Here is a 22,215-nt window from a genome sequence, read left to right on the forward strand (position 1 = left end):
TTCATCCGTGAGCACTGTGTCGAAGCCTCCTCCCGCATCGCGGTGGTTCCACGAGTTCGGGCGGGCTCCGCGCATCCTCGGACTCGACGTCGCCCGAGGGCTGGCGATCCTCGGCATGGCCGGAGCGCACATCGGCGAGACCGAGGCGTTCGATCCCTTCGACCTGTCGACCTGGACCGACCTGGTGCACGGGCGATCGTCGATCCTGTTCGCCGTGCTCGCCGGCGTCTCGATCGCCCTGATGACCGGCCGCAGCGTGCTGCCCGATCCCGAGCGGATGCCGAGCCTCCGCCTGCAGCTGATCGGTCGCGGAGCGGTCATCTTCCTGATCGGTCTGGCGCTGGAGATGCTGAACACGCCGATCGCGGTGATCCTCACGCTCTACGGACTGCTCTACGTCGCCGTCATCCCGTTCCTCCGGTGGCAGCCGTGGAAGCTGCTGATCGCCGCCGGCATCCTGGCACTCGCGGCACCGGCGCTGCTCGCGCTGCTCGCCGCACTCACCCTGAACCCCACCGGCGCGGGCGTCAGCCTCGTGCTGTACGGCTCGTATCCGATCACCGCGTGGCTCGCGTTCGTCTTCGCCGGCATGGCGCTCGGACGCCTGCGTGTCGAGAAGCTCGAGACCGCGGCGATCACGCTGGGCGCGGGCGTCGGACTCATGGTCGTCGGCTACGGACTGGGCCTCGTCGGAGGAGTCACCCGCCTCGGCTCCGGCTCGGCGATCTTCGGCGGCGAGCCCGCCGCGGGGTGGAGCACCTACTCCGACGCGCTGGCCGCAGCGGATCCGGCAGGGGCCGTCGTCCGGGCGATCTTCGCCGTCGAACCGCACTCCGGCGGAACGGCCGAGATCCTCGGCTCGGGCGGGTTCGCACTGTCGGTCATCGCGCTGTGCGTGCTGCTCAGCGGGCCGTTGCGTGCGGTGCTCCTTCCGCTCGGGGCGTTGGGGTCGATGCCCCTGTCGGCCTACAGCGTGCACGTCGTCTCGGTCGCGCTCGTGGCAGGACCCGGCGGCTTCTTCTCGAGCAACGCCTTCTGGTTGGCGACGGCCGTCGCGCTGCTTCTCGCGACCACGCTGTGGTCGATCCTGTTCGGGAGGGGCCCGCTCGAGAGGCTGGTCGGCTGGGTCGCCTCGAGGATGGCGGCGGTTCCTCCTGGTCGACCTGTCATCACAGGTCGTAGGGTGGATTCATGACGATTCCTGCACTCGAACTGAACGACGGCCATTCCATCCCGCAGCTCGGCTACGGGGTGTTCAAGGTTCCGGCCGACGAGACCGAGCGCGCCGTGAGCGAGGCGCTCGAGATCGGCTACCGCCACATCGACACGGCCGCCATCTACGGCAACGAAGAGGGTGTCGGAGCGGCGATCGCCTCTTCGGGCATCCCGCGCGACGAGCTGTTCATCACGACCAAGCTCTGGAATGACCGCCACCACGACGACGAGCCGCGTGCGGCGATCGGCGAGAGCCTCGAGAAGCTCGGGCTGGATGTCGTCGACCTCTACCTCGTGCACTGGCCCACTCCGGCGAAGGACGACTACGTGCACGCCTTCGCCCGGCTCATCGAGCTGCGCGAGGCAGGACTGACACGCAGCATCGGCGTCTCGAACTTCCTCGTTCCGCACCTCGAGCGCGTGGTAGCCGAGACCGGCGTGACGCCGGCGGTCAACCAGATCGAGCTGCACCCGGCCTACCAGCAGCGCGACGTCGTCGACTGGGCGACCGAGCACGGCATCCGCATCGAGTCGTGGGGCCCGCTCGGCCAGGGCAAGTACGACCTGTTCGGCACGCCGGCGGTGGCCGAGGCGGCGGCGGCGCACGGCGTCACCCCCGCGCAGGCGGTGCTGCGCTGGCACCTGCAGCGCGGATTCATCGTCTTCCCGAAGTCGGTGCGCGCCGAGCGCCTGCGCGAGAACCTCGACGTGTTCGGGTTCGAGCTCACCGACGCCGAGGTCGCGGCGATCGACGCCCTCGACCCGCTCGACGGCTCTGGTCGGGTCGGATCGCACCCCGACGACGTGAACTGACACGCTCCGTGTCGACAGATGACGCCCCGTGTCGCTTCCCGCGACACGGGGCGTCGTCGTGAGTAGCGTCGTCCGCATGACAGCTCCCTACCGCGTCGTCGCCGTCTCCGGATCTCTGCACGAGCCCAGCAAGACCACGGCGCTCATCCGTGCGATCGCCGGGGCGATCGCCGAGCGCGCCGAGGTCGAGATCGAGGTCATCGAGCTCACCGACATCGGCCCGTCGCTCGCAGGAGCGCTGCGTCGCGACCAGCTTCCGGCGCGCGTCGAGGAGAAGCTGGTGGCGATCGAGGCGGCAGACCTGCTGATCGTGGGCAGTCCCGTCTACCGCGCATCCTTCACCGGCCTCTTCAAGCACCTGTTCGACTTCGTGGGTCAGTACGAGCTCGTCGGCAAGCCGGTGCTGCTCGCGGCGACCGGCGGCGGCGAACGCCACGCGCTCATCATCGAGCACCAGCTGCGGCCGCTGTTCGCGTTCTTCCAGGCGCTGACGCTGCCCCTGGGCGTCTACGCCAGCGACACCGACTTCGACGGCTACGTGATCGCCTCCGACGTGCTCCACGCGCGCATCGCCCTCGCGGCCGAGCGTGCGCTACCGCTCGTCGGCTATGCGGCATCCCGACCGGCGGAGCTGCTCGTCTCCTGACCGTCTCGTCAGACGCCGATCGGCGTAGCGTGGACGTATGACGAACCGGCTCGCCGACACGCTCAGCCCGTACCTCCGCGCCCACGCCGACAATCCTGTCGACTGGTATCCCTGGGGCCCGGAGGCCTTCGCCGAGGCGCAGCGCCGCGATGTGCCGCTGCTGATCTCGATCGGGTATTCGACCTGCCACTGGTGTCATGTGATGGCCAGGGAGTCGTTTGCCGACCCCGACACGGCTGTGCTGATCAATCGCGACTTCGTCGCGGTGAAGGTCGACCGCGAGGAGCATCCCGACGTCGACGGCGCCTACATGGCAGCTGCCTCGGCGTTCACGCAGAATCTCGGTTGGCCCCTCACCGTCTTCACGACGCCGCGGGGCCGCACGTTCTACGCCGGAACCTACTGGCCGCCCGAGGCGCGACAGCCGATGCCCGCGTTCCGTGACGTGCTCGCCGCGGTGCAGGAGGCGTGGACCCAGCGCCGTGCCCAGGCCGAGGAGTCTGCGGATGCCGTCACGGACGCCCTCGCCCGCGCAGGCGCCTCGACCCCCTCCGATCTTCCGGACGCCGATGCTCTCGCCGGCGCGGCGCGGACGATCGCGGCTCGGGAGGATCGCCGCTTCGGCGGTTACGGCGATGCGCCGAAGTTCCCGGTCGCGACGACCCTGAGGATGCTGCAGACACCGCTCGTGCGCAGAGAGGCCCCGGATGCCGCCGAGTCGGCCGACCGGGCGCTCGCCGCGATGGCCGCCTCCGATCTGCGCGATGCCGATGGGGGGTTCTTCCGCTACGCGACCCGACGCGACTGGAGCGTGCCGCACTACGAGCGGATGCTGACCGACAACGCGCAGCTGCTCGACGTGGCGCTCGACGCGGGTGACGACGCGACCGCACGCGGCATCGCCGACTTCCTCCTGGGCACGCTGCGCAGGGCGGGCGGCGGGTTCGGCGCGGCTCAGGACTCGGAGTCGTGGATCGACGGCGAACGCAGCGAGGGCGGCTATTACCTGCGACCGCCCTCGGAGAGGACCGGTCTCGAGCTCCCTGCCGTCGACGGCAAGGTCATCACGGGATGGAACGGTCTGGCCATCACCGGTCTCGCCCGCGCGGGAACTTCTCTGGCGGAGGGGTCCTGGGTGCGGGCCGCGGCCGAGGCTGCCGAGTACGTGCTGCGAGTCAACAGGGATGCGACCGGGGCTCTCGTGCGGGCCTCGCTCGACGGGGTCGCCTCGGGTGCGGTCGCCACCGCGGCCGATGTCGCTCTCCTGGCCGACGGGCTGTTCGCGCTCGCCGCGGCCACGGGCGAGGCGGCGTGGGCGGTGGAGGCACGCACACTGCTCGACGCGGCGATCGAGGGCTTCGAGGGCGACCCGCTGCTCGCCGAGCACGGCATCGCCGCAGCGCCCGATCAGACCGACGGCGATCTGCCGTCGGATGCGGCGGCCGTGGCTGCGGCATCCCTCACCGCCTGGCGTCTCGGCGCGGGGGATCGGTATCGCGAGGCAGCCGCGGAACGCGTGCGCGAGCATGCCGCGCCCGCCATCGCACAGCCGTTCGCGCACGGCAGCCTGCTGCGCGTGGCAGCGGGTCTCGTCGATGCGCCGAGGCAGCTCGTCGTCGTCACCGAGACGCCCGAGGGCGCACTCGCCTCGGCAGCCCGCAGGGCCGACGCGGACGTCGTCGCGATCGTCACCCCGGAGCAGGCCCAGGCATTCGCGGATGCCGGCTTCGAGCTGTTCGACGGCAAGGGCGACGCGATGGAGCAGGCGTTCGACTGCCGCTCGTTCGTGTGCCGGCTCCCGGTGCGCGACCCCGCAGACCTCCCGCTCGCGCGGTGAGCTCAGGCTGCGATCCTGGACGGCGGGCGGAGCCGCGTAGGCTGAGCAGTCTGCTCATCGCACGCAGGAGGCACGCGCATGACCGAGGTTCCCACCACGACGACCACGACCAAGGGTCTGCACCCCGGGCTGACCCGTCGGCAGATCTCGATGATGGGACTCGGCGGGGCGATCGGCGCCGGACTGTTCGTCGGGTCGGGACAGGCGATCAGCATCGCCGGTCCTGCCGTGCTCATCTCGTACCTCGTCGCCGGCGGCATCGTCGTGCTGATCATGGCGATGCTCGCCGAGATGGTCGCCGCCCGCCCGAGCTCAGGAGCCTTCAGCTCATACGCGCAGAAGGCGATGGGCCGCAGCGCCGGCAGCGCGGTCGGGTGGCTCTACTGGATCCAGCTCGTCGTCGTGATCGCCGCCGAGGCCACCGGCGCCGCCGGGATCATCGCGGCCTGGATCCCCGGCATCCCGGCTTGGGTGTGGGTGCTCGTCTTCGTCGTCGCCCTGACCGCGGTCAACCTCTTCGGGGTGCGCAATTACGGCACGTTCGAGTTCTGGTTCGCGGCGATCAAGGTCGCGGCGATCATCGTGTTCCTCGTGGTCGGCGTGTGCGCGATCCTGGGCTTCATCCCCGGCGTGCCCGCGACCGGCATCGGCAATCTCGTCGACAACGGCGGCTTCGCCCCGAACGGCCTCACGGGCATCGCGGCGGCGCTCCTCATCGTGGTCTTCGCGTTCGGCGGCACCGAGGTCGTCGCGATCGCGGCGGCGGAGTCCGATGACCCCGCACGCAACATCCGCCGGATCGTGCGCGAGGTCCTCGTCCGCATCCTGATCTTCTACGTCGGCTCGATCTTCGTGATCGTGTCGGTGCTCCCGTGGAACGATCCCGCCGTCAAGGACGGTCCCTTCTCCGCAGTGCTCGACACTCTGCAGCTGCCGGGCGTCGGCCTCGTGATGGACCTCATCGTCGTGATCGCGCTGCTGTCGGCGATGAACGCGAACATCTACGGCGCGTCGCGAATGGCATACTCGCTCGGTGAGCGCGGGCTCGCACCGCTCGCGGCGACGCGCACGACGTCGACGGGCGTGCCGGTCGTGGCCGTGCTCGCTTCCGTCGCGTTCGGCTTCATCACGGTCGGGCTGAACTGGGCGTTCCCCGATGTGGTGCTGCCGGCGCTGCTCAACGTGGTCGGATCGACGCTGCTCATCATCTGGACGGCGACGGCGGTCTCGCAGATCATCCTCCGCCGCCGTGCCGATCGTGAGGGTGCGGCGATGCCGATGCGCATGTGGGGCTTCCCCTGGCTGTCGTGGCTGTGCCTGGCGCTGCTCGCCGGAGTGATCGCGCTCACCATGATCGACGAGGCTGCGCGTGTGCAACTGCTGCTCACGATCGGCCTCACTGCGGTGCTGCTGGTCGTCGCCCGCCTGACACGCGGTGTCTCTCGCCCGGGGGTGGCCGGCGAGCGCGACGGAGTGGTCGAGGGCTGACTGCGCGCACGTGCTGCCGCTGGTCGGGTCAGATCCAGCCGGGCAGCCAGTTGTGCAGGAGCCAGAACTGGTAGGGCACGCTCATGCCGGTCCACACCGGGTAGAAGAACGCGGAGACCAGCACCACGACGGCGAGGAAGACGATCACGGTGCGCTCGCCCGACTGCCGGCGGTGCAGCGGATCCTCCCGGCGTCCCGCGATCTGACGGAGAACGACCGCGAGTGCGAGCACGAGGAACGGCGCCATCGCGACCGTGTAGAACTGGAAGATCGTCCGCTCAGGGAACAGCAGCCAGGGCACGTACGTCGCCGCGAGCCCGACCAGGGGGAACGTGAGGGCTGGACCGACGGGGCGACGTTCGGCCCACCCGCGCACGAGGCGGTAGAGCAGGTAGAGAGCCGCGGCGACACCGGCGTACCAGATCAGCGGGTTGGGGATCGTCGAGATCACCGCGATGCAGTGATCGACGCCGCAGGGCCCGGGGTCGCTGCCCACCCAGACGGCTGTGGGGCGCAGCAGCAGAGGCCACTCCCACGCGGGGCTCGCGTACGGGTGGCCCTTGCTGAGACCGACGTGGAAGTTCAGGATCGCCTCGTGGTAGTTCCACAGCGCGATCAGCGGATTCGGATCGCTCTGCCGGGCATAGCCGCCGGCGGTGACGAGCCACCCCGTCCAGCTGGCGAGGTAGGTGGCGAGCGCCGGCAGCACGAGCAGCACGAAGGAGACCGGTCCCTGACGGAAGGCCGCCGCGGTGGGCCAGAGCACGACGCCCGCGCGGCGTCGTGCCAGGGCATCCGTCACCACGACGTACAGGCCGAAGGCCGCGAGCGCATAGAGCCCCGACCACTTCACGGCGCAGGCGGCGCCGAGCGCGACACCTGCGGCGATCAGCCACGGACGCCGCCAGAGCACAGGACCCCACATCGGCGCGGGGGAGTCGGAGTCGGTATCGGGGTCTGCGCGTTCCAGCACGGGGATCACCCGGTCGCGGTCGATCAGGATGAAGAGCGCGCCGAGCATGAGGAAGAACGTCAGAGGGCCGTCGAGCAGGGCCGTGCGACTCATCACGATGCTGAGGCCGTCGATCGCCAGCAGGGTGCCGGCGACCGTCGCCACCACGATCGAGCCGGTCAGGCGGCGGGCGACCAGATAGACGAGCAGCACGGTGGCGGCGCCCAGCAGTGCCGTCGCGATGCGCCAGCCCACCGTGTTGTCGGGTCCTCCGATGGCCATCCCCAGGGCGATCAGCCATTTGCCCAGGGGTGGATGCACGACGAACGACCCGGCATCCGACAGCGGCAGCTGCTGCAGTGTGATGAACGCCTCGTTCGCGTCCTTGCCCCAGGTGCCTTCGTATCCGAGAGTCCACAGCGACCAGGCGTCCTTGACGTAGTAGGTCTCGTCGAAGGCGAGCTGGTGCGGATGGCCGAGGTTGACCAGGCGCAGCACGGCGGCCAGGGCCGTCACCACGAGCGGCGCGAACCAGCGCACCATGCGCCCCCAGTCGGGGTCCTGCAGCACGCGGTCGCGCAGTCGCTCGTAGCGCGTCAGTCGCTGCTCGGGCGGAGGCAGCAGAGGCAGGGGCGCGGTCACCGCACCAGCCTAGACACTCCGCCGATGGGCGCCGCCTAAGCTGGGCGGGTGATCATCCTCGCCGCAACACCGATCGGAAACCTCGGGGATGTCTCGCGTCGCCTCGTCGAGGTGCTGGAGAACGCCGAGGTCGTCGTCGCGGAGGACACGCGCACCACGCAGCGGCTCATGCAGGCTCTGCAGATCTCGAACCGCCCCCGGCTGATCGCACTGCATGATCACAACGAGAAGCAGAGAGCGGCGGAGCTCGCCGCACTCGCGGTCGAGACGGATGTCGTCGTCGTGAGCGACGCGGGGATGCCGGCCATCAGCGACCCCGGGTACGGGCTCGTCGCCGAGGCGGTCGCTCAGGGAGTGACGGTGACGGCGATCCCGGGGCCGAGCGCCGTGCTGATGGCGCTCTCCATCTCGGGACTGCCGACCGACCGCTTCACGTTCGAGGGGTTCCTGCCGCGCAAGCCCGGGGATCGGCGCTCGACGCTGCGGGCGCTCGCCGCAGAGCCACGCACCATGGTCTTCTTCGAATCTCCCGCCCGCCTGGCATCGTCGCTCGCCGACATGGGTGCAGCCTTCGGCGACGACCGCCGCATCGCCGTCTGCCGCGAGCTGACCAAGTTCTACGAAGAGGTGCGCCGCGGCACCTCCGCCGAGCTCGTCGAGTGGGCGACGGCGGGCGTCAAGGGTGAGATCGTCGTGGTGGTCGAGGGTGCAGCGCCTCGTGAGGCGTCGGCGGAAGACGCTCTCGCGCAGGTGCAGCGACTCGTGGCATCCGGCGTGCGTCTCAAGGAGGCCTGCGCCGAGGTCGCCGCGGCGACGGGCCTGTCGTCGCGCGACCTGTATCAGGCAGCCCTCGCCGCGCGCAGCTGATGGAAGGCACCTCGGACGCGGGCGTCGCCGCTGCCTACGACGCGCGGGCCGCGGAGTACGTGGAGCTCGCCGGTGCGATCGAGCAGATGGATGCCCGGGATACTGCGGTCATCGAGGCCTGGCGTGACACGGCCCCCGGCCTGCTGCTGGATGCCGGCTGCGGGCCCGGGCACTGGACCCAGTTCCTGAGTCTCGGCGAACGCGTGGCGCAGGGGATCGACCTGTCGGAGGAGTTCATCGCGACGGCGAGGAAACGGCATCCGGGCATCTCCTTCGACGTCGGCTCGTTCCGCGACCTGCCGTTCGCGGCGGGGTCGGTCGGAGGCATCCTCGCCTGGTACTCACTGATCCACACCTCGCCGGCTGACATCCCCGGGATCCTCGAAGAGTTCGCCCGCGTGCTGGCTCCCGGAGGCAGCATCCTGATCGGCTTCTTCGACGGCGAGCCGCGCGAGCCGTTCGCGCATGCCGTCGCTCCGGCGTACTTCTGGTCTGCCGACGCGCTCGCCGGGCTTCTCGCCGACGCGGGCTTCGAGGTCGTGTCGAGTGACACCCGGGGCCGCGAACCCGGCGAGATCAGCGCCCGCCCTCACGGCTCACTCGAAGCACGCAGGCGGTGACTCGCTCGCCGGGTAGCCTGGTGCACACGCAAGCGGAGGAGGACCGAGCGTGAGCAAGAGGGCGACCGTCTACGACGTCGCAGACCGCGCCGGAGTGTCGATCGCGACGGTCTCCCGCGTGCTGCGGCAGCCGGATGCCGTGCGCCCCGCCACGCGCGAGCGCGTGCTCGACTCCGTCTCGGCGCTCGGCTACGTGCCCAGCGGCAGCGCGCGCGGTCTGGCCGAGCGCCGCACCGGCGTGCTCGGGCTGTACTTCCCCGGTTTCGATGCCTCGGAGGACGCGCCCGTCCTCGACGTGCTGGCCGATGACCAGGGCGAGGCGCCGCCGTTCACGGTCGAGCAGGCGTCCGCCGACGCGGGCGCACCGCATCCGACCATGCTGTTCCTCGACGAGGTGCTGCGGGGAGCGGAGCTCGAAGCCTGGAAGCAGGGTTTCGTGCTCATGATCGGCGTCGGCCGTGACGATCCGACGCGCGAGACCGTGCGGGACATCGCCGGACGCGTCGACGGGCTGATGGTGCTGGCGCAGAGCGTGCCCGACGACGTGCTCGCCCGGCTCGCTCAGCGGATCCCCGTGGTGGTGCTCTCGGGGCCGGCGCGCGGCGACAGCTACGACCACGTGACCGTCAGCAACGCCGAGGCGATGTCGGAGCTGACCAGACTGGTGCTCGCCCAAGCCGATCAGGGGACGCTCGCTTTTCTCGCCGGCCCCGAGGACTCGCCCGACGGCGCCCAGCGCTGGGAGGGTTTCGCCGCGGCGGTCGCCGAGGCGGGCATCGCGACGGATGCCGTGACGGTGCTGCGCGGCGACTTCACCCGCGCATCCGGGCGGCGGGCGGCCGAACAGCTGATCGCCGACGGCGTCCCCGCCGCACTCATCGCCGCGAACGACCAGATGGCCCTCGGGGCGATCGACGCGTTCCGATCGGCCGGCATCCGCGTGCCCCACGATGTCCGGGTCACGGGCTTCGACGGCATCGAGGCGGCGGCGCTGTCGCGTCCCGCCCTCACCACTGTCCGCCAGCCGATGATCGATCTCGGGCGGGCCGCCGTGCAGCTGCTCTCGCGACGTCTCGAGAACCCGGACGGCGAGCCGATGACGGTGCGCCTGCCCGTGCAGATCCTCGTCCGCGAGAGCTCCCAGCGCCCCGACTGAGACGGGATTTGATACCGCTCCCACGCCGGTCGTCGCAGGGGAGTGGGGGCTCTCGGAGTCATGCGAGGGGGTTGCAGGGGTCAAATGTATGCGCTTACAATTGCTGATGCGGCTTCGGCCGCGGGGTGCCCCGACCCGTGGGACCCCCTTCATGACACAGACGACATGAGGTGGCAGTGTGGCGAAGACGCACATGCTCCGGCGCTGGCGGAGAGCCGCGATCGTGGGACTGGCGGCAGCGGCCGTCGTGCTCAGCGGTTGCAGCATCCAGATCAGTTCGCAGCCCGATCCATCGATCGGCGACGACACGATGCTTATCAACGCGGACAAGGGGAACCCGTTCTTCACGCGGAACTTCAACCCGTATCTCACCAACACGCGCACCGCGTCGCGGTGGATCTATGAGCCCCTGATCCTGGTGAACCCGCTCGACGGAACCGAGAACCCGTGGCTCGCGAGCGAATGGTCGCAGCCCGATGCCCGGACGGTCGTGATGACGATCCGCGATGACGTCGAGTGGAGCGACGGCGAGAAGCTGACACCCTACGACGTGGCGTTCACATTCCAGCTGCTGAAGAACAACCCCTCCCTCGACATCAAGGGCGCCTGGCAGCACCTCGAGACCGTCGAGGTCGACGGCGACGACGTCATCATGCACCTGCAGACCGATGACGCGCCCTCGCTGCCGATCCTCGGCCAGACCATGATCGTGCCGGAGCACCTCTGGTCGGACGTGAAGGACCCGGGCACGTACCGCAATGAGAACCCGGTCGGCACCGGCCCGTTCGTGCTGGGCAACTACAACGACCAGCAGTACTCGATGGACAAGAACCCCGACTACTGGCAGGCCGACAAGATCGAGATCGAGCACATCATCCTGCCGTCGACGAACTCGCAGCTCGACACCGTCACCCGCGGCTACGACTGGGCGTACTCGTTCATCTCCGACGTCGAGGGCACGTGGGGTGCGGCCAGCGAGAACAACGACTGGTGGTTCCCGCCGGGAGGCGTGATCGCGCTGATGCCGAACCTCGAGGTCGCGCCGTTCGACGACGTGAACGTGCGCCGCGGCATCGCCCTCTCGCTCGACCGCGAGGAGATCGCCGAGACCGCCTCCGAGGGCTACATGGAGCCCGCAGGGCAGACCGGCCTCGTGCTCCCGAACCAGGAGGAGTTCCTCGACCCCGGCATCCCCGATCAGGGCATGATCACGCAGGACAGGGATGCCGCACTCGCGGCCTTCGCCGAGGCGGGGTACACCCTCGACGGCGACCGGCTGGTGAGTGCAGACGGCGAGCAGCTCGAGTTCGCGCTCACGACGGCCAACGGATTCTCCGACTGGACCCGTGCGGCGCAGACCGTGCAGAGCCAGCTCGCCGACGTCGGCGTCAAGGTGACGCTCAAGCTCCCGCAGCCGGCCGGATACCAGAGCGCCATCAGCAACGGCGACTTCGAGATGGCGATCGGCGGCATGGGCAACGGCGACGTCTACCAGGCATACAACAACCTGCTCTCGAGCGAGTTCTACGTGCCGTCCGGCGAGACGACCGCGAACAACTTCGAGCGGTACCGGTCGGATGAGGCCGACGCGCTGCTCGCCGAGTATCGCGAGACGGTCGACCCCGCCCGCCAGACCGAGATCGTGCAGGAGCTGCAGGCCATCGTCTACGAGGAGATGCCGGTCATCGGCCTCTACTACGGCGGCATCTGGGGCCTGTTCAACGACTCCAAGTTCACCGGCTGGCCCTCAGAGGATGACCCGTACATGATCCCGCAGAACTACGACTCGGCACCGCTGGGCATCTTCACTCGGCTCGAGCGCGTGAAGGAGGACGACCGATGAAGTACGTCTTCCAGAAGATCGGGCTGTTCGTCCTCACGCTGTGGGCGGCCATCACCCTGAACTTCTTCCTTCCGCGACTGATGCCCGGCTCGCCTGCCGACGCCGCCATCGCCAAGCTCTCGCAGAACGGCCCGGTGTCCGATGCGACGCGAGCCGCGATCGAGGCGCAGCTCGGTGTGCCGACCGGCTCGATCTGGGATCAGTACGTCGCCTACCTCGGTCAGGTCGCACGACTCGACTTCGGTGTCTCGTACACGTTCTACCCTCAGACCGTGTCGAGCATGGTCTCGACCGCGCTGCCGTACACGATCGGCCTCGTCGGCATCGTCACGATCCTCGCGTTCGTGATCGGCACCCTGATCGGCACCGCCGCCGCCTGGCGCCGCGGCACGTGGCTGGACTCGCTGCCGACGCTGACCGGCTCCTTCCTCAGCACCTTCCCCTACTTCTGGACAGCGCTGCTGCTGCTGTTCTTCTTCGGGTACGTGCTGCACTGGTTCCCCACCACCGGCGCGTATTCGGCGACGACCACGCCGGGCTTCACCTGGGACTTCTTCATCGATCTCGTGCAGCATGCGGTCCTCCCGGCGGTCACGATCCTGTTGACCTCTCTCGGCGGATGGATCATCGGCATGCGCAACGCGATGATCAACACCCTGGGTGACGACTACGTGACGTTCGCCGAGGCGAACGGCCTGCACGGTCGCACCATCGCCCTCCGCTATGCCGCACGAAACGCGATCCTGCCGAACCTCACCGGCTTCGGGCTCACGCTCGGCGGTGTGGTCGGCGGATCGATCCTCGTGGAGCAGGTGTTCGGCTATCCCGGCATCGGATACCTGCTCTTCAACGCCGTGATCGGGCAGGACTACCCGCTCATGCAGGCGCTCTTCCTGATGATCACCGTCAGCGTGCTCGTCGCCAACTTCCTCGTCGACATCCTGTACGGCGTGCTGGATCCAAGGACCCGCCGATGACCTCCACCATGAATGTCAAGGTTCCCTCCGACCGGATCGCGGCTCCCAGCCCGTGGCGCTCGTTCGCCCGGATGGTGGGCACCCTCTGGTCCAACGGCAAGGCCCGTCTGGGCCTCATCATCCTCGGTCTGTTCGTGCTGGTGGCGGTGTTCGCTCCGCTGCTCGCCCCGTACGGACCGAAGGCGAACACCTTCGAGCGCAACGCCGACGCGTCGGCCGCGCACTGGCTCGGCACCACCGCCGCCGGCGAAGACGTCCTGAGTCAGCTGATCTACGGCTCGCAGATCAGCCTCCTGGTCGGCATGGCCGCCGGCATCCTCTCGACGATCGTCGCCGTGCTGATCGGGCTCAGCTGGGGCTACATGCGCGGATTCCTGGGCGAGGTGGTCGGCTTCATCGTCAACCTCTTCCTGGTGATCCCCGGTCTGCCGCTGATGATCGTGATCGCCGCGTACCTGCAGAACGGCGGCATCCTGATGATCATCGCGGTGATCGTCGTCACCGGCTGGGCCTGGGGTGCGCGCGTGCTGCGCAGCCAGACGCAGTCGCTGCGAGGCAACGACTTCGTCACCTCGGCGCAGTTCTCGGGTGACAGCAGGGCGCGCATCGTGTTCCGCGAGATCCTGCCGAACATGACCTCGATCATCGCGGGCACGCTCTTCGGAGCGGCGACCGCGGCGATCCTCGCAGAGGCGGGCCTCGAGTTCCTCGGGCTCGGCGACTCGAGCATCGTCAGCTGGGGCACCATGCTCTACTGGGCGCAGAACTCCAACTCGCTGCTCACCGGGCAGTGGCTGCTGCTGTTCGCCCCTGGTCTCTGCATCGCCCTGCTCGCCCTGAGCCTGACACTGATCAACTTCGGCGTGGATGGGATCTCCAATCCGCGCCTGCGAGAGGGGAAGGGCCGATGAGCGCCATGGAAGCGAACATCCCCGCGGATGACGTGCTGCTCGATGTCCAGGGCCTGTCGGTCGAGTACGCCTCGCCCGGCACCACGCCGGTCACCGCCGTCGAGGACGTCTCGTTCACGCTGCGTCGCGGCGAGTTCGTCGGTCTCGTCGGCGAGTCCGGCTCGGGCAAGTCGACGCTCGGCTTCGCGCTGACACGGCTCCAGAAGCCGCCGGCGCGCATCAGCGGCGGGCGCATCCTGTTCGACGGGCGCGACATCCGCGAGCTCGACGCCGAGGAGCTGCGCCGTCAGCGCCAGGGCGGGTTCGCGATGGTGCTGCAGTCGGGCATGAACGCGCTGAACCCGGTGCGCACGATCGGCAACCACTTCCGCGACATCTTCGCCGCGCACGGACACGTGGCCCGCGACGATCGGGATGCGAGGGCGCGCGAGCTGATCGGCAAGGTCGGTCTCGACCCCGCAGTGCTGGCCAGATACCCGAGCGAGCTCTCGGGCGGCATGCGGCAGCGCACCTCGATCGCGCTGGCACTGTCGCTCGAGCCGCAATTGATGGTGTTCGATGAGCCGACCACGGCGCTCGACGTGCTCGTGCAGCACGCCGTCATGGACACCATCAAGGATCTCCAGCGCACCGAGCACTTCACCGCGATCCTCATCAGCCACGACCTGGGCATCGTGCTCGAGGCGACCGATCGGGTGATGGTCATGCATGAGGGTCGGATCGTCGAAGACGCGCCGAGCCTCGACATCCTGCAGCGTCCTCAGGACGAGTACACGCGGATGCTGCTGAGCCACTACGCCGATCCTCGGGCCGAGTCGATCTCGATCCCCGGGTTCGTCGACCTCGGCACGCGCCGTCGCGAGGGGCGCTCACGCACCGACCTGACCGAGACCCTGCCCACCGTGTCGCAGCGCGACACGCGCCGGGCGGACGCCGCGATCGTGGTCGAGGGCGTGTCGAAGCGGTATCCGGCTCCGCGTCGGGGCGAGCAGCCCGTCACCGCGGTCGACGATGTGTCGTTCCGACTCGAACCCGGCGAAGCCCTGGCACTCGTCGGCGCCTCCGGTTCGGGCAAGTCGACGATCGCGAAGCTGATCACCGGTGTCGAGAAGCCGACCGAGGGCACGGTGCGCTTCGGCGATGTCGACGTCGCGGCCCTGCGCCGTGCGGGCCTGCGCGACCTGCGCAAGGACCTGCAGATGGTGTTCCAGGATCCGTATGCCGCGCTCAACCCGCTGCACACGGTGGAGTACGCGCTGAGCCGACCGATCCGCAACTACACGCCGTTGCGCGGTGACGAGGCGAGAGCCCGCGTGCTCGAGCTCCTCGAGACCGTGGGCCTGACACCTGTCGAGCAGTTCGCGGCCAAGCTGCCGCATCAGCTCTCAGGCGGTCAGCGTCAGCGCGTGGTCATCGCCCGGGCGCTCGCGAGCGATCCGCAGGTGCTGATCGCCGACGAGCCGGTGTCGATGCTCGACGTGTCGCTGCGTGCCGGAGTGCTCGCGCTGCTCGAAGACCTGCGCGAGAGGTGGGGCATCAGCATGCTCTACATCACGCATGACCTGCTCAGCGCGCGGCTCGTCACCGAGAACATCCTCGTGCTCAACGGCGGTCGCGTCGTCGAGCGCGGTGAGACCTCTCAGGTCCTCCAGCATCCGGAGGACCCGTACACGGTGCAGCTGCTCGACGCCGTGCCCAACCCATCCCGAATCTCGAAATAGAGAGGAGCACTCGTGCTCACATTCCCTGACGGCTTTCTCTGGGGCGCTGCGACCGCAGCCCATCAGGTGGAGGGGAACAACACGACCAGCAACTGGTGGGCCATGGAGCATGCTCCGGGCTCGACGATGGTGGAGCCCTCGGGCGATGCCGCCGACCACTTCCACCGGTACCCGGAGGACATGCGGCTGCTGGCGGATGCCGGTCTGAACTCGTACCGCTTCTCGATGGAGTGGGCGCGCATCGAGCCCGAGCGCGGCTTCGTGTCGCGGGCGATGCTGGATCACTACCGCCGCATGATCGACACGGCCCGGGAGAACGGTCTGGACCCGACGGTGACGCTGATGCACTTCACGGTGCCGCAGTGGTTCCAGAAGGACGGCTTCTGGCGTGCGGACGACGCGGTCGACCTGTTCTCCCGCTACGTCGAGACCGTGCTGCCGATCCTCGAGGGCGTGACCTACGTCTGCACGATCAACGAGCCGAACATCGCGGCGATGCTCGCCGGGGGAGAGGATGCCTCGAACCTCGTCGCCTTCGGACTGCCGAACCCCGACCTCGCCGTCGCGGACACGCTGCTCGACGCGCACCACCGGGCCTCCGAGATCCTGCATTCCGTCTCGGGCGTGCAGGCCGGATGGACGATCGCGACGCAGGCCTTCCACTCCACCGGTGAGCCGGGGGCGGACGAGATGCTGGCCGAGTACGGCGACCCCCGCGACCACTGGTACCTCGACCAATCGGCTGGTGACGACTTCGTCGGCGTGCAGGCCTACACCCGCACCTTCATCGGCCCCGAGGGTCCGCGTCCGGTCGCCGACGACGTCGAGACCACGCTCACGGGCTGGGAGTTCTTCCCCGAGGCACTCGAGATGGGCGTGCGCAGCGCGTGGGAGCGCAGCGGCGGCGTGCCGGTGCTCGTCACGGAGAACGGCATCGCGACCGGCGACGACACGCGGCGCATCGCCTATACCCAGGGCGCTCTCGAGGGACTCCACCGTGCGATCTCCGACGGCATCGAGGTCAAGGCTTACCAGCACTGGAGCGCACTCGACAACTACGAGTGGGCGAGCGGATTCCGCCCGACCTTCGGCCTGATCGGCTTCGATCACGAGACGTTCGAGCGTTCGCCGAAGCCCTCGCTCGCCTGGCTCGGAGAGGTCGCACGTCGCAACGGGCTCTGAGCCGCACGACCCCGGGGCCCAGCCCCGGGGTTACGCTCTGATCATGACCCACGCAGTCCGCGCGAGGCGCGGAGACAGGCTTCGATCGGCGGCCGCCGGCTTGAGCGCGGCCGTCGTCGCGGTCGGCCTGGCAGAGCTGGTCGCAGCGATCGTCGAGCCGAGCGCGAGCCCCTTCGCCGTGATCGGCAGCGGTCTCATCGATCTCGCCCCCAGCTGGGCGAAGGATGCGGCGATCGCACTGTTCGGCACCGGCGACAAGGTGGCGCTGATCACCGGGATAGCGGTGGTCCTCGTCGGGGTCGCCGCGCTCGCCGGCATCCTGGAATCCCGCCGCGCGGGCGTGGGATCCGCGATCCTCGCCGCTCTCGGCGTGCTGGCGCTGGTGGCCGCGATGATCCGTCCGGGCGCGGGCCCCTTCGCCTGGCTCCCCGGTCTCGTCGCCGGCGCGACCGCGGTCGTCGCGCTGCGGCTGCTCATGCGCAAGGTGCATCCGATCCCCTATCTCCGCGCCGAGCATGAGGAACGCCGCCAGTTCCTGCTGTGGACCGCCGGCGTCGCCGCGACCGGCGTCGTGGCGCTCGTCATCGGCGGCGCAGCCCGCGGCGCGACGAGGTCGATCGAGGCGATCCGCTCGACGTTGCGGCTGCCGAAGGCTGCCGCCCCCGCGCCGATGGTGCCGGCCGGTGCAGAGCTCGACATCCCCGGCCTGGCTCCTGTCGTGACCCCCAACGCCGACTTCTACCGCATCGACACCGCACTGATCGTGCCGCGCATCGACCCGGCCGACTGGTCGCTGCGCATCCACGGGATGGTCGATCGCGAGATCGTGATCACGTGGGACGAACTGGTCGCGCTGCCGATGCAGGAGTCGCACGTCACCCTCGCCTGCGTGTCGAACCAGGTCGGCGGGGACCTGATCGGCAACGCCCTCTGGCTCGGGCATCCGGTGCGCGATCTGCTCGCGAGAGCGGGAGTCGATCCCGACGCCGACATGGTGCTGTCGACCTCATCCGACGGGTTCACGGCCTCGACGCCGATCGAGGCGCTCACCGACGAGCGCGATGCCCTGCTCGCGGTCGGCATGAACGGCGATGCGCTGCCTCTCGAACACGGCTTCCCGGTGCGCATGGTGGTGCCGGGCCTCTACGGCTATGTGTCGGCGACCAAATGGGTGACGGACCTCGAGGTCACCCGGTTCGACCGCACGACCGCCTACTGGACCGACCGCGGATGGTCGGAGCGCGGACCGGTGAAGCTGCAGTCGCGCATCGACGTGCCCCGGCGGGGGACCAGGATCGAGGCCGGCGACGCCGTCATCGCGGGCATGGCGTGGCAGCAGCACGTGGGCGTCGAGGGTGTGGAGGTGCGGATCGACGACGGTGAGTGGCGTCGCGCCGAGCTCGGCGCCGCGATCTCCGACGACACCTGGGTGCAGTGGCGTCTCGGCTGGGCGGCCGAGAGTGGAGCGCACACGATCGAGTGTCGCGCGATCAGCGCCGACGGGGAGACGCAGACCTCGGATCCGGCCGATGTCGTGCCCGACGGCGCCCAGGGGTGGCACCGCATCGAGGTGTCTGTCGCCTGAGCGTAACGACCCCCTGCATCCCACCTAGAATTGTCCCCATGCCCGCAGGCGAATCGTTCTACATCACCACGCCCATCTACTACCCCTCCGATGTGCCCCACATCGGTCACGGGTACACCTCGGTGGCGGTCGACGCGCTCGCGCGCTGGCACCGGCAGGGCGGCGATGACACCTGGATGCTGACGGGCACCGACGAGCACGGCCAGAAGATGCTCCGTGCCGCGGCCGCGAACAACGTCACTCCGCAGGAGTGGGTCGACAAGCTCGTCACCGAGGCGTGGTTCCCCCTGCTCGAGACGCTCGACGTCGCGAACGACGACTTCATCCGCACGACGCAGGAGCGCCACGAGACCAACGTGCAGACGTTCTTCCAGCGTCTCTACGACCGTGGCTACATCTATGCGGGCGAGTACGAGGCGCTGTACTGCGTGGGCTGTGAGGAGTTCAAGCCCGAGTCCGAGATCGTCGACGGCACCGGTCCGTTCGAGGGCCTCAAGGTCTGCGCCATCCACTCGAAGCCGCTCGAGCTGCTGCAGGAGAAGAACTACTTCTTCAAGCTGAGCGAGTTCCAGGACCGTCTGCTCGAGCTCTACAAGACCCAGCCCGACTTCGTGCGCCCCGATTCGGCGCGCAACGAGGTCGTCTCCTTCGTCAGTCAGGGTCTCAAGGACCTCTCGATCTCGCGCTCGACGTTCGACTGGGGCATCCCGCTGCCGTGGGACGAGTCGCACGTCATCTACGTCTGGGTCGATGCGCTGCTCAACTACGCCACCGCCGTCGGCTACGGCTCCGATCACGAGACCTTCGACCGCCGCTGGCCCGCCTATCACGTGGTCGGAAAAGACATCCTGCGCTTCCACGCGGTGATCTGGCCGGCTCTGCTGATGGCCGCAGGGCTCGATGTGCCCAAGGGCGTGTTCGCGCACGGCTGGCTGCTCGTCGGCGGCGAGAAGATGTCGAAGTCGAAGCTCACCGGCATCGCGCCGACCGAGATCACCGACGTCTTCGGATCCGACGCCTACCGCTACTACTTCCTCTCGGCGATCGCGTTCGGCCAGGACGGCTCGTTCTCGTGGGAGGACCTCTCGGCCCGCTACCAGGCGGAGCTCGCCAACGGCTTCGGCAACCTCGCCTCGCGCACCACGGCGATGATCGAGAAGTACTTCGAGGGCATCGTGCCGCCGCCCGCCGACTACACCGAGAAGGATCTCGAGATCCAGAGGATCGTCGCGGATGCCGCCTCGAATGCAGATGCCGCGATCGAGCAGTTCCGCATCGACGAGGCCATCTCGTCGATCTGGACGATCGTCGACGCTCTCAACGGCTACATCACGGAGAACGAGCCGTGGGCATTGGCACGGGACGAGGCTCAGCGCGGCCGTCTCGGCACCGTTCTCTACACGTGCGCCGAGGGACTTCGCGCGCTCGCCGTGCTGCTCTCGCCCGTGATGCCGCAGTCGACGGAGAAGCTCTGGGTCGCCCTCGGCGCCGCAGAGAGCCTCGGACGTCTGCAGGACCAGCCGATCCGCGAGGCCGGAGCCTGGGGCGTGCTGCGTCCCGGCACCAGCGTCAACGGTCTCACCCCGCTGTTCCCGCGCGTGGAGTCCACCGCCTGAGCATGACGTACGTGCAGCAGCGAGACGGCGACGGACGCAAGGATCTCCGGTACCCCGCGGCTCCGGAGCCCCTTGCCGTGCCCGTCTACGACAATCACGCGCATCTCGAGATCCTCGACGGCGATGAGCCGCTCTCGTTGACCGAGCAGCTCGATCGTGCGGCGGCCGTGGGCATCGCCGGGGTGGTGCAGGCATCGGGTGACATCGAGTCGTCCCGGTGGGCGGTCGAGGCCGCCGAGTCGGACCCGCGCGTGCTCGCGGCTGTCGCGATCCACCCGAATGATGCGCCCGCCTACGCCGAGGAGGGTCGTCTCGATGAGGCCATCGCGGTGATCGACGAGCTCGCGGCGCACCCGCGAACGCGGGCGATCGGCGAGACGGGTCTCGACTTCTTCCGCACCGAGCCCGAGCGCCGAGCGCCGCAGTTCGAGTCGTTCGAGGCGCACATCGCGCTGGCGAAGAAGCACGGCATCGCGATGCAGATCCACGACCGTGACGCGCATGACGCGGTGCTCGAGACGCTGAGTCGCGTCGGGGCGCCCGAGCGGACGGTCTTCCACTGCTTCTCCGGCGACGATGCGATGGCGAGGATCTGCGCGGATGCGGGTTACCACCTGTCCTTCGCCGGCAACGTCACGTTCAAGAACGCGCAGAACTTGCGCGACGCGCTGAAGGTGACGCCCCTGGACCGCATCCTCGTCGAGACCGATGCGCCGTTCCTCACCCCGACGCCGCTGCGCGGTCGTCCGAACGCCCCCTATCTCGTGCCGATCACGGTGCGGTTCATGGCGGCGGAGCTCGGCATCAAGGTCGACGAGCTGTCGACCCGGCTCGCCGCGAACACCCTGCGGGTCTACGGCTCGTTCACCGACTGATCCGCCGGTGCGGCACTGACGATCTGCGAGATCGGCTTCCAGACCAGGACAAGGGTCAGCGCGGCGCCCACGAAGGCGAACCACCACGGAGCCGTGAGACCCCAGACCTGGGCGATCACCCCGCCGAGGGCCTGGCCGATGACCATTCCGCCGAACACGCCGACCATGTTGACCGAGGCCACGCGGCCCTGCAGCTCGGCGGGGACCAGACGCTGACGGACGGTCGTCGAGATCGTGCCCCACACGAACGCGTAGGCGCCGAACACGAACATGATCACGAGCGCCACCCAGCCCGCGGTGGTGAGTGCGAACGCGAGGTGCATCAGCACCTCGAGCGAGAGGACGACGCGCATCAGCGTCGCGAACGACACGTGGCGTTCGAGCCAGCCGAAGCAGAGGGTGGCGAGGATTCCTCCGGCCGCCGAGGCGGTCGTCAGGGCGCCGTAGCCGACCGCGCCCATGTTGAGATACTCCGTGGCATAGAGCACGAGCACGCCCCACGGGGCCGCCCAGGTGACGTTGAAGACGAGGATGATCAGCACCAGCATCCGCACCGGCGGGTTCTGCCACAGCCAGCGGAGTCCCTCGCCGATGTCGGTGTGCACGTGCGACTTCACGCCGTCTCCCGTTGACCGGGGCGGCACGGGGGTGCGGGCCATGCGCGAGATCAGCACGACCGCGAGGAGGACGCAGAGGATCTCGAGCAGGAACGGCCACGCCGCGCCGGCGGCGAAGAGGAACGCGCCGAGCGGCGGCCCGGCGAACTGGTTCGCGACCAGATACCCGGCCTGCAGTCGGGCGTTGCCGATGCCGAGGTCGGCCGGCTTCACGAGCATCGGCAGCAGCGTGCTGCCGGCTGTGTCGACGAAGACCTCCGCCGTGCCGTAGAGGAAGGCCACGGCGAGCACGATCCAGATGTTCGCGGTTCCGGTGAGCAGGAACGCGCAGAGCCCCGCGAGCACCACGGCCCGTGCCGCGTTGGCGAACATCACGAGGCGCCGACGGTCGAACCGGTCGGCGATGGCTCCGGCGTGCAGCCCGAACAGCAGCCACGGGAGGAACTGCAGGATCGCCCCGGCCGCGACGAGGATGGGCGACGACGTCATCGACGCGATGAGCAGGGGAGCGGCCGCGAGGGCGACGCCGTCTCCGACGTTGCTCGTCCACGATGACGCGAGCAGCCAGCGGAAATCCCTGCCCATGCGCCGTGGTGCGATCAGTTCACCGAGGGAGGGCATCACAGCAGACTACTGGGCGGCTCGGACACCG

18 protein-coding genes are annotated in these 22,215 nt (G+C 69.1%); 16 read left to right on the top strand and 2 right to left on the bottom strand.

From position 1 onward, the window contains the following. Positions 1-7 precede the first annotated feature (7 nt). From ACIPV5_RS16755 to ACIPV5_RS16775, 5 genes are all read left to right on the top strand, one after another. On the top strand, positions 8-1,195 hold the full coding sequence (locus ACIPV5_RS16755; protein WP_363521492.1) for a heparan-alpha-glucosaminide N-acetyltransferase domain-containing protein: 1,188 nt from the start codon (positions 8-10) through the stop codon (positions 1,193-1,195). Then, entirely contained in the window at positions 1,192-2,028 is an 837-nt protein-coding gene (locus ACIPV5_RS16760) for an aldo/keto reductase (RefSeq protein WP_053097128.1), read from the top strand. Before ACIPV5_RS16755 ends, ACIPV5_RS16760 begins: the two co-directional genes overlap by 4 nt. 76 nt (positions 2,029-2,104) lie before the next feature. Continuing rightward, positions 2,105-2,674 (top strand): FMN reductase, encoded by a 570-nt coding sequence (gene msuE, locus ACIPV5_RS16765; RefSeq protein WP_053099190.1) that lies wholly within the window; start codon positions 2,105-2,107, stop codon positions 2,672-2,674. A gap of 37 nt (positions 2,675-2,711) precedes the next feature. Further along, the gene (locus tag ACIPV5_RS16770; protein ID WP_400341994.1) at positions 2,712-4,511 is read left to right on the top strand and encodes a thioredoxin domain-containing protein; all 1,800 of its coding nucleotides are present in this window, start codon (positions 2,712-2,714) and stop codon (positions 4,509-4,511) included. Positions 4,512-4,589: 78 nt separating this feature from the next. Beyond that, a complete protein-coding gene (locus tag ACIPV5_RS16775; protein ID WP_053097123.1) occupies positions 4,590-5,999 on the top strand; it encodes an amino acid permease in 1,410 nt (469 codons plus the stop codon). Positions 6,000-6,027: 28 nt separating this feature from the next. On the opposite strand, the gene ACIPV5_RS16780 is transcribed toward ACIPV5_RS16775, so the two are convergent. After that, a complete protein-coding gene (locus ACIPV5_RS16780) occupies positions 6,028-7,593 on the bottom strand; it encodes a dolichyl-phosphate-mannose--protein mannosyltransferase (RefSeq protein ID WP_400341995.1) in 1,566 nt (521 codons plus the stop codon). Between the two features lie 48 nt (positions 7,594-7,641). Between ACIPV5_RS16780 and rsmI the strand changes: the two genes are divergently transcribed. The 11 genes from rsmI to ACIPV5_RS16835 all read left to right on the top strand — a co-directional run bounded on the left by rsmI (position 7,642) and on the right by ACIPV5_RS16835 (position 20,946). Continuing rightward, positions 7,642-8,460 (top strand): 16S rRNA (cytidine(1402)-2'-O)-methyltransferase, encoded by an 819-nt coding sequence (rsmI, locus tag ACIPV5_RS16785; protein ID WP_056279993.1) that lies wholly within the window; start codon positions 7,642-7,644, stop codon positions 8,458-8,460. Beyond that, positions 8,460-9,080, top strand: coding sequence for a class I SAM-dependent methyltransferase (locus tag ACIPV5_RS16790; RefSeq protein ID WP_400341997.1), 621 nt, complete (start codon positions 8,460-8,462; stop codon positions 9,078-9,080). The genes rsmI and ACIPV5_RS16790 overlap by 1 nt, the downstream gene beginning before the upstream one ends. Before the next feature lie 49 nt (positions 9,081-9,129). Continuing rightward, positions 9,130-10,236, top strand: a complete 1,107-nt coding sequence (locus ACIPV5_RS16795) for a LacI family DNA-binding transcriptional regulator (RefSeq protein ID WP_072591560.1) — start codon at positions 9,130-9,132, stop codon at positions 10,234-10,236. Between the two features lie 178 nt (positions 10,237-10,414). Beyond that, on the top strand, positions 10,415-12,079 hold the full coding sequence (locus ACIPV5_RS16800) for an ABC transporter substrate-binding protein (protein WP_400341998.1): 1,665 nt from the start codon (positions 10,415-10,417) through the stop codon (positions 12,077-12,079). Continuing rightward, positions 12,076-13,056, top strand: coding sequence for an ABC transporter permease (locus ACIPV5_RS16805; protein WP_285364224.1), 981 nt, complete (start codon positions 12,076-12,078; stop codon positions 13,054-13,056). Before ACIPV5_RS16800 ends, ACIPV5_RS16805 begins: the two co-directional genes overlap by 4 nt. Further along, the gene (locus tag ACIPV5_RS16810) at positions 13,053-13,967 is read left to right on the top strand and encodes an ABC transporter permease (protein ID WP_400341999.1); all 915 of its coding nucleotides are present in this window, start codon (positions 13,053-13,055) and stop codon (positions 13,965-13,967) included. Before ACIPV5_RS16805 ends, ACIPV5_RS16810 begins: the two co-directional genes overlap by 4 nt. Beyond that, entirely contained in the window at positions 13,964-15,688 is a 1,725-nt protein-coding gene (locus tag ACIPV5_RS16815) for an ABC transporter ATP-binding protein (protein ID WP_400342001.1), read from the top strand. Before ACIPV5_RS16810 ends, ACIPV5_RS16815 begins: the two co-directional genes overlap by 4 nt. Positions 15,689-15,700: 12 nt before the next feature. Next, complete coding sequence (locus ACIPV5_RS16820) at positions 15,701-16,870, top strand: glycoside hydrolase family 1 protein (protein ID WP_053097102.1); 1,170 nt, start codon at positions 15,701-15,703, stop codon at positions 16,868-16,870. 43 nt (positions 16,871-16,913) lie between these two features. Beyond that, entirely contained in the window at positions 16,914-18,455 is a 1,542-nt protein-coding gene (locus tag ACIPV5_RS16825; RefSeq protein WP_400342004.1) for a molybdopterin-dependent oxidoreductase, read from the top strand. Positions 18,456-18,493: 38 nt separating this feature from the next. After that, a complete protein-coding gene (metG, locus tag ACIPV5_RS16830; RefSeq protein WP_400342006.1) occupies positions 18,494-20,071 on the top strand; it encodes a methionine--tRNA ligase in 1,578 nt (525 codons plus the stop codon). A gap of 2 nt (positions 20,072-20,073) precedes the next feature. Next, the gene (locus ACIPV5_RS16835; RefSeq protein WP_400342007.1) at positions 20,074-20,946 is read left to right on the top strand and encodes a TatD family hydrolase; all 873 of its coding nucleotides are present in this window, start codon (positions 20,074-20,076) and stop codon (positions 20,944-20,946) included. On the opposite strand, the gene ACIPV5_RS16840 is transcribed toward ACIPV5_RS16835, so the two are convergent. Further along, positions 20,925-22,184: an MFS transporter gene (locus ACIPV5_RS16840; protein WP_187250514.1), complete on the bottom strand. Its 1,260-nt coding sequence runs from the start codon at positions 22,182-22,184 to the stop codon at positions 20,925-20,927. The genes ACIPV5_RS16835 and ACIPV5_RS16840 overlap by 22 nt on opposite strands. Between the last annotated feature and the right edge of the window lie 31 nt (positions 22,185-22,215).

This window comes from Microbacterium sp. NPDC090014 (assembly GCF_044748285.1).
GTDB lineage: Bacteria > Actinomycetota > Actinomycetes > Actinomycetales > Microbacteriaceae > Microbacterium.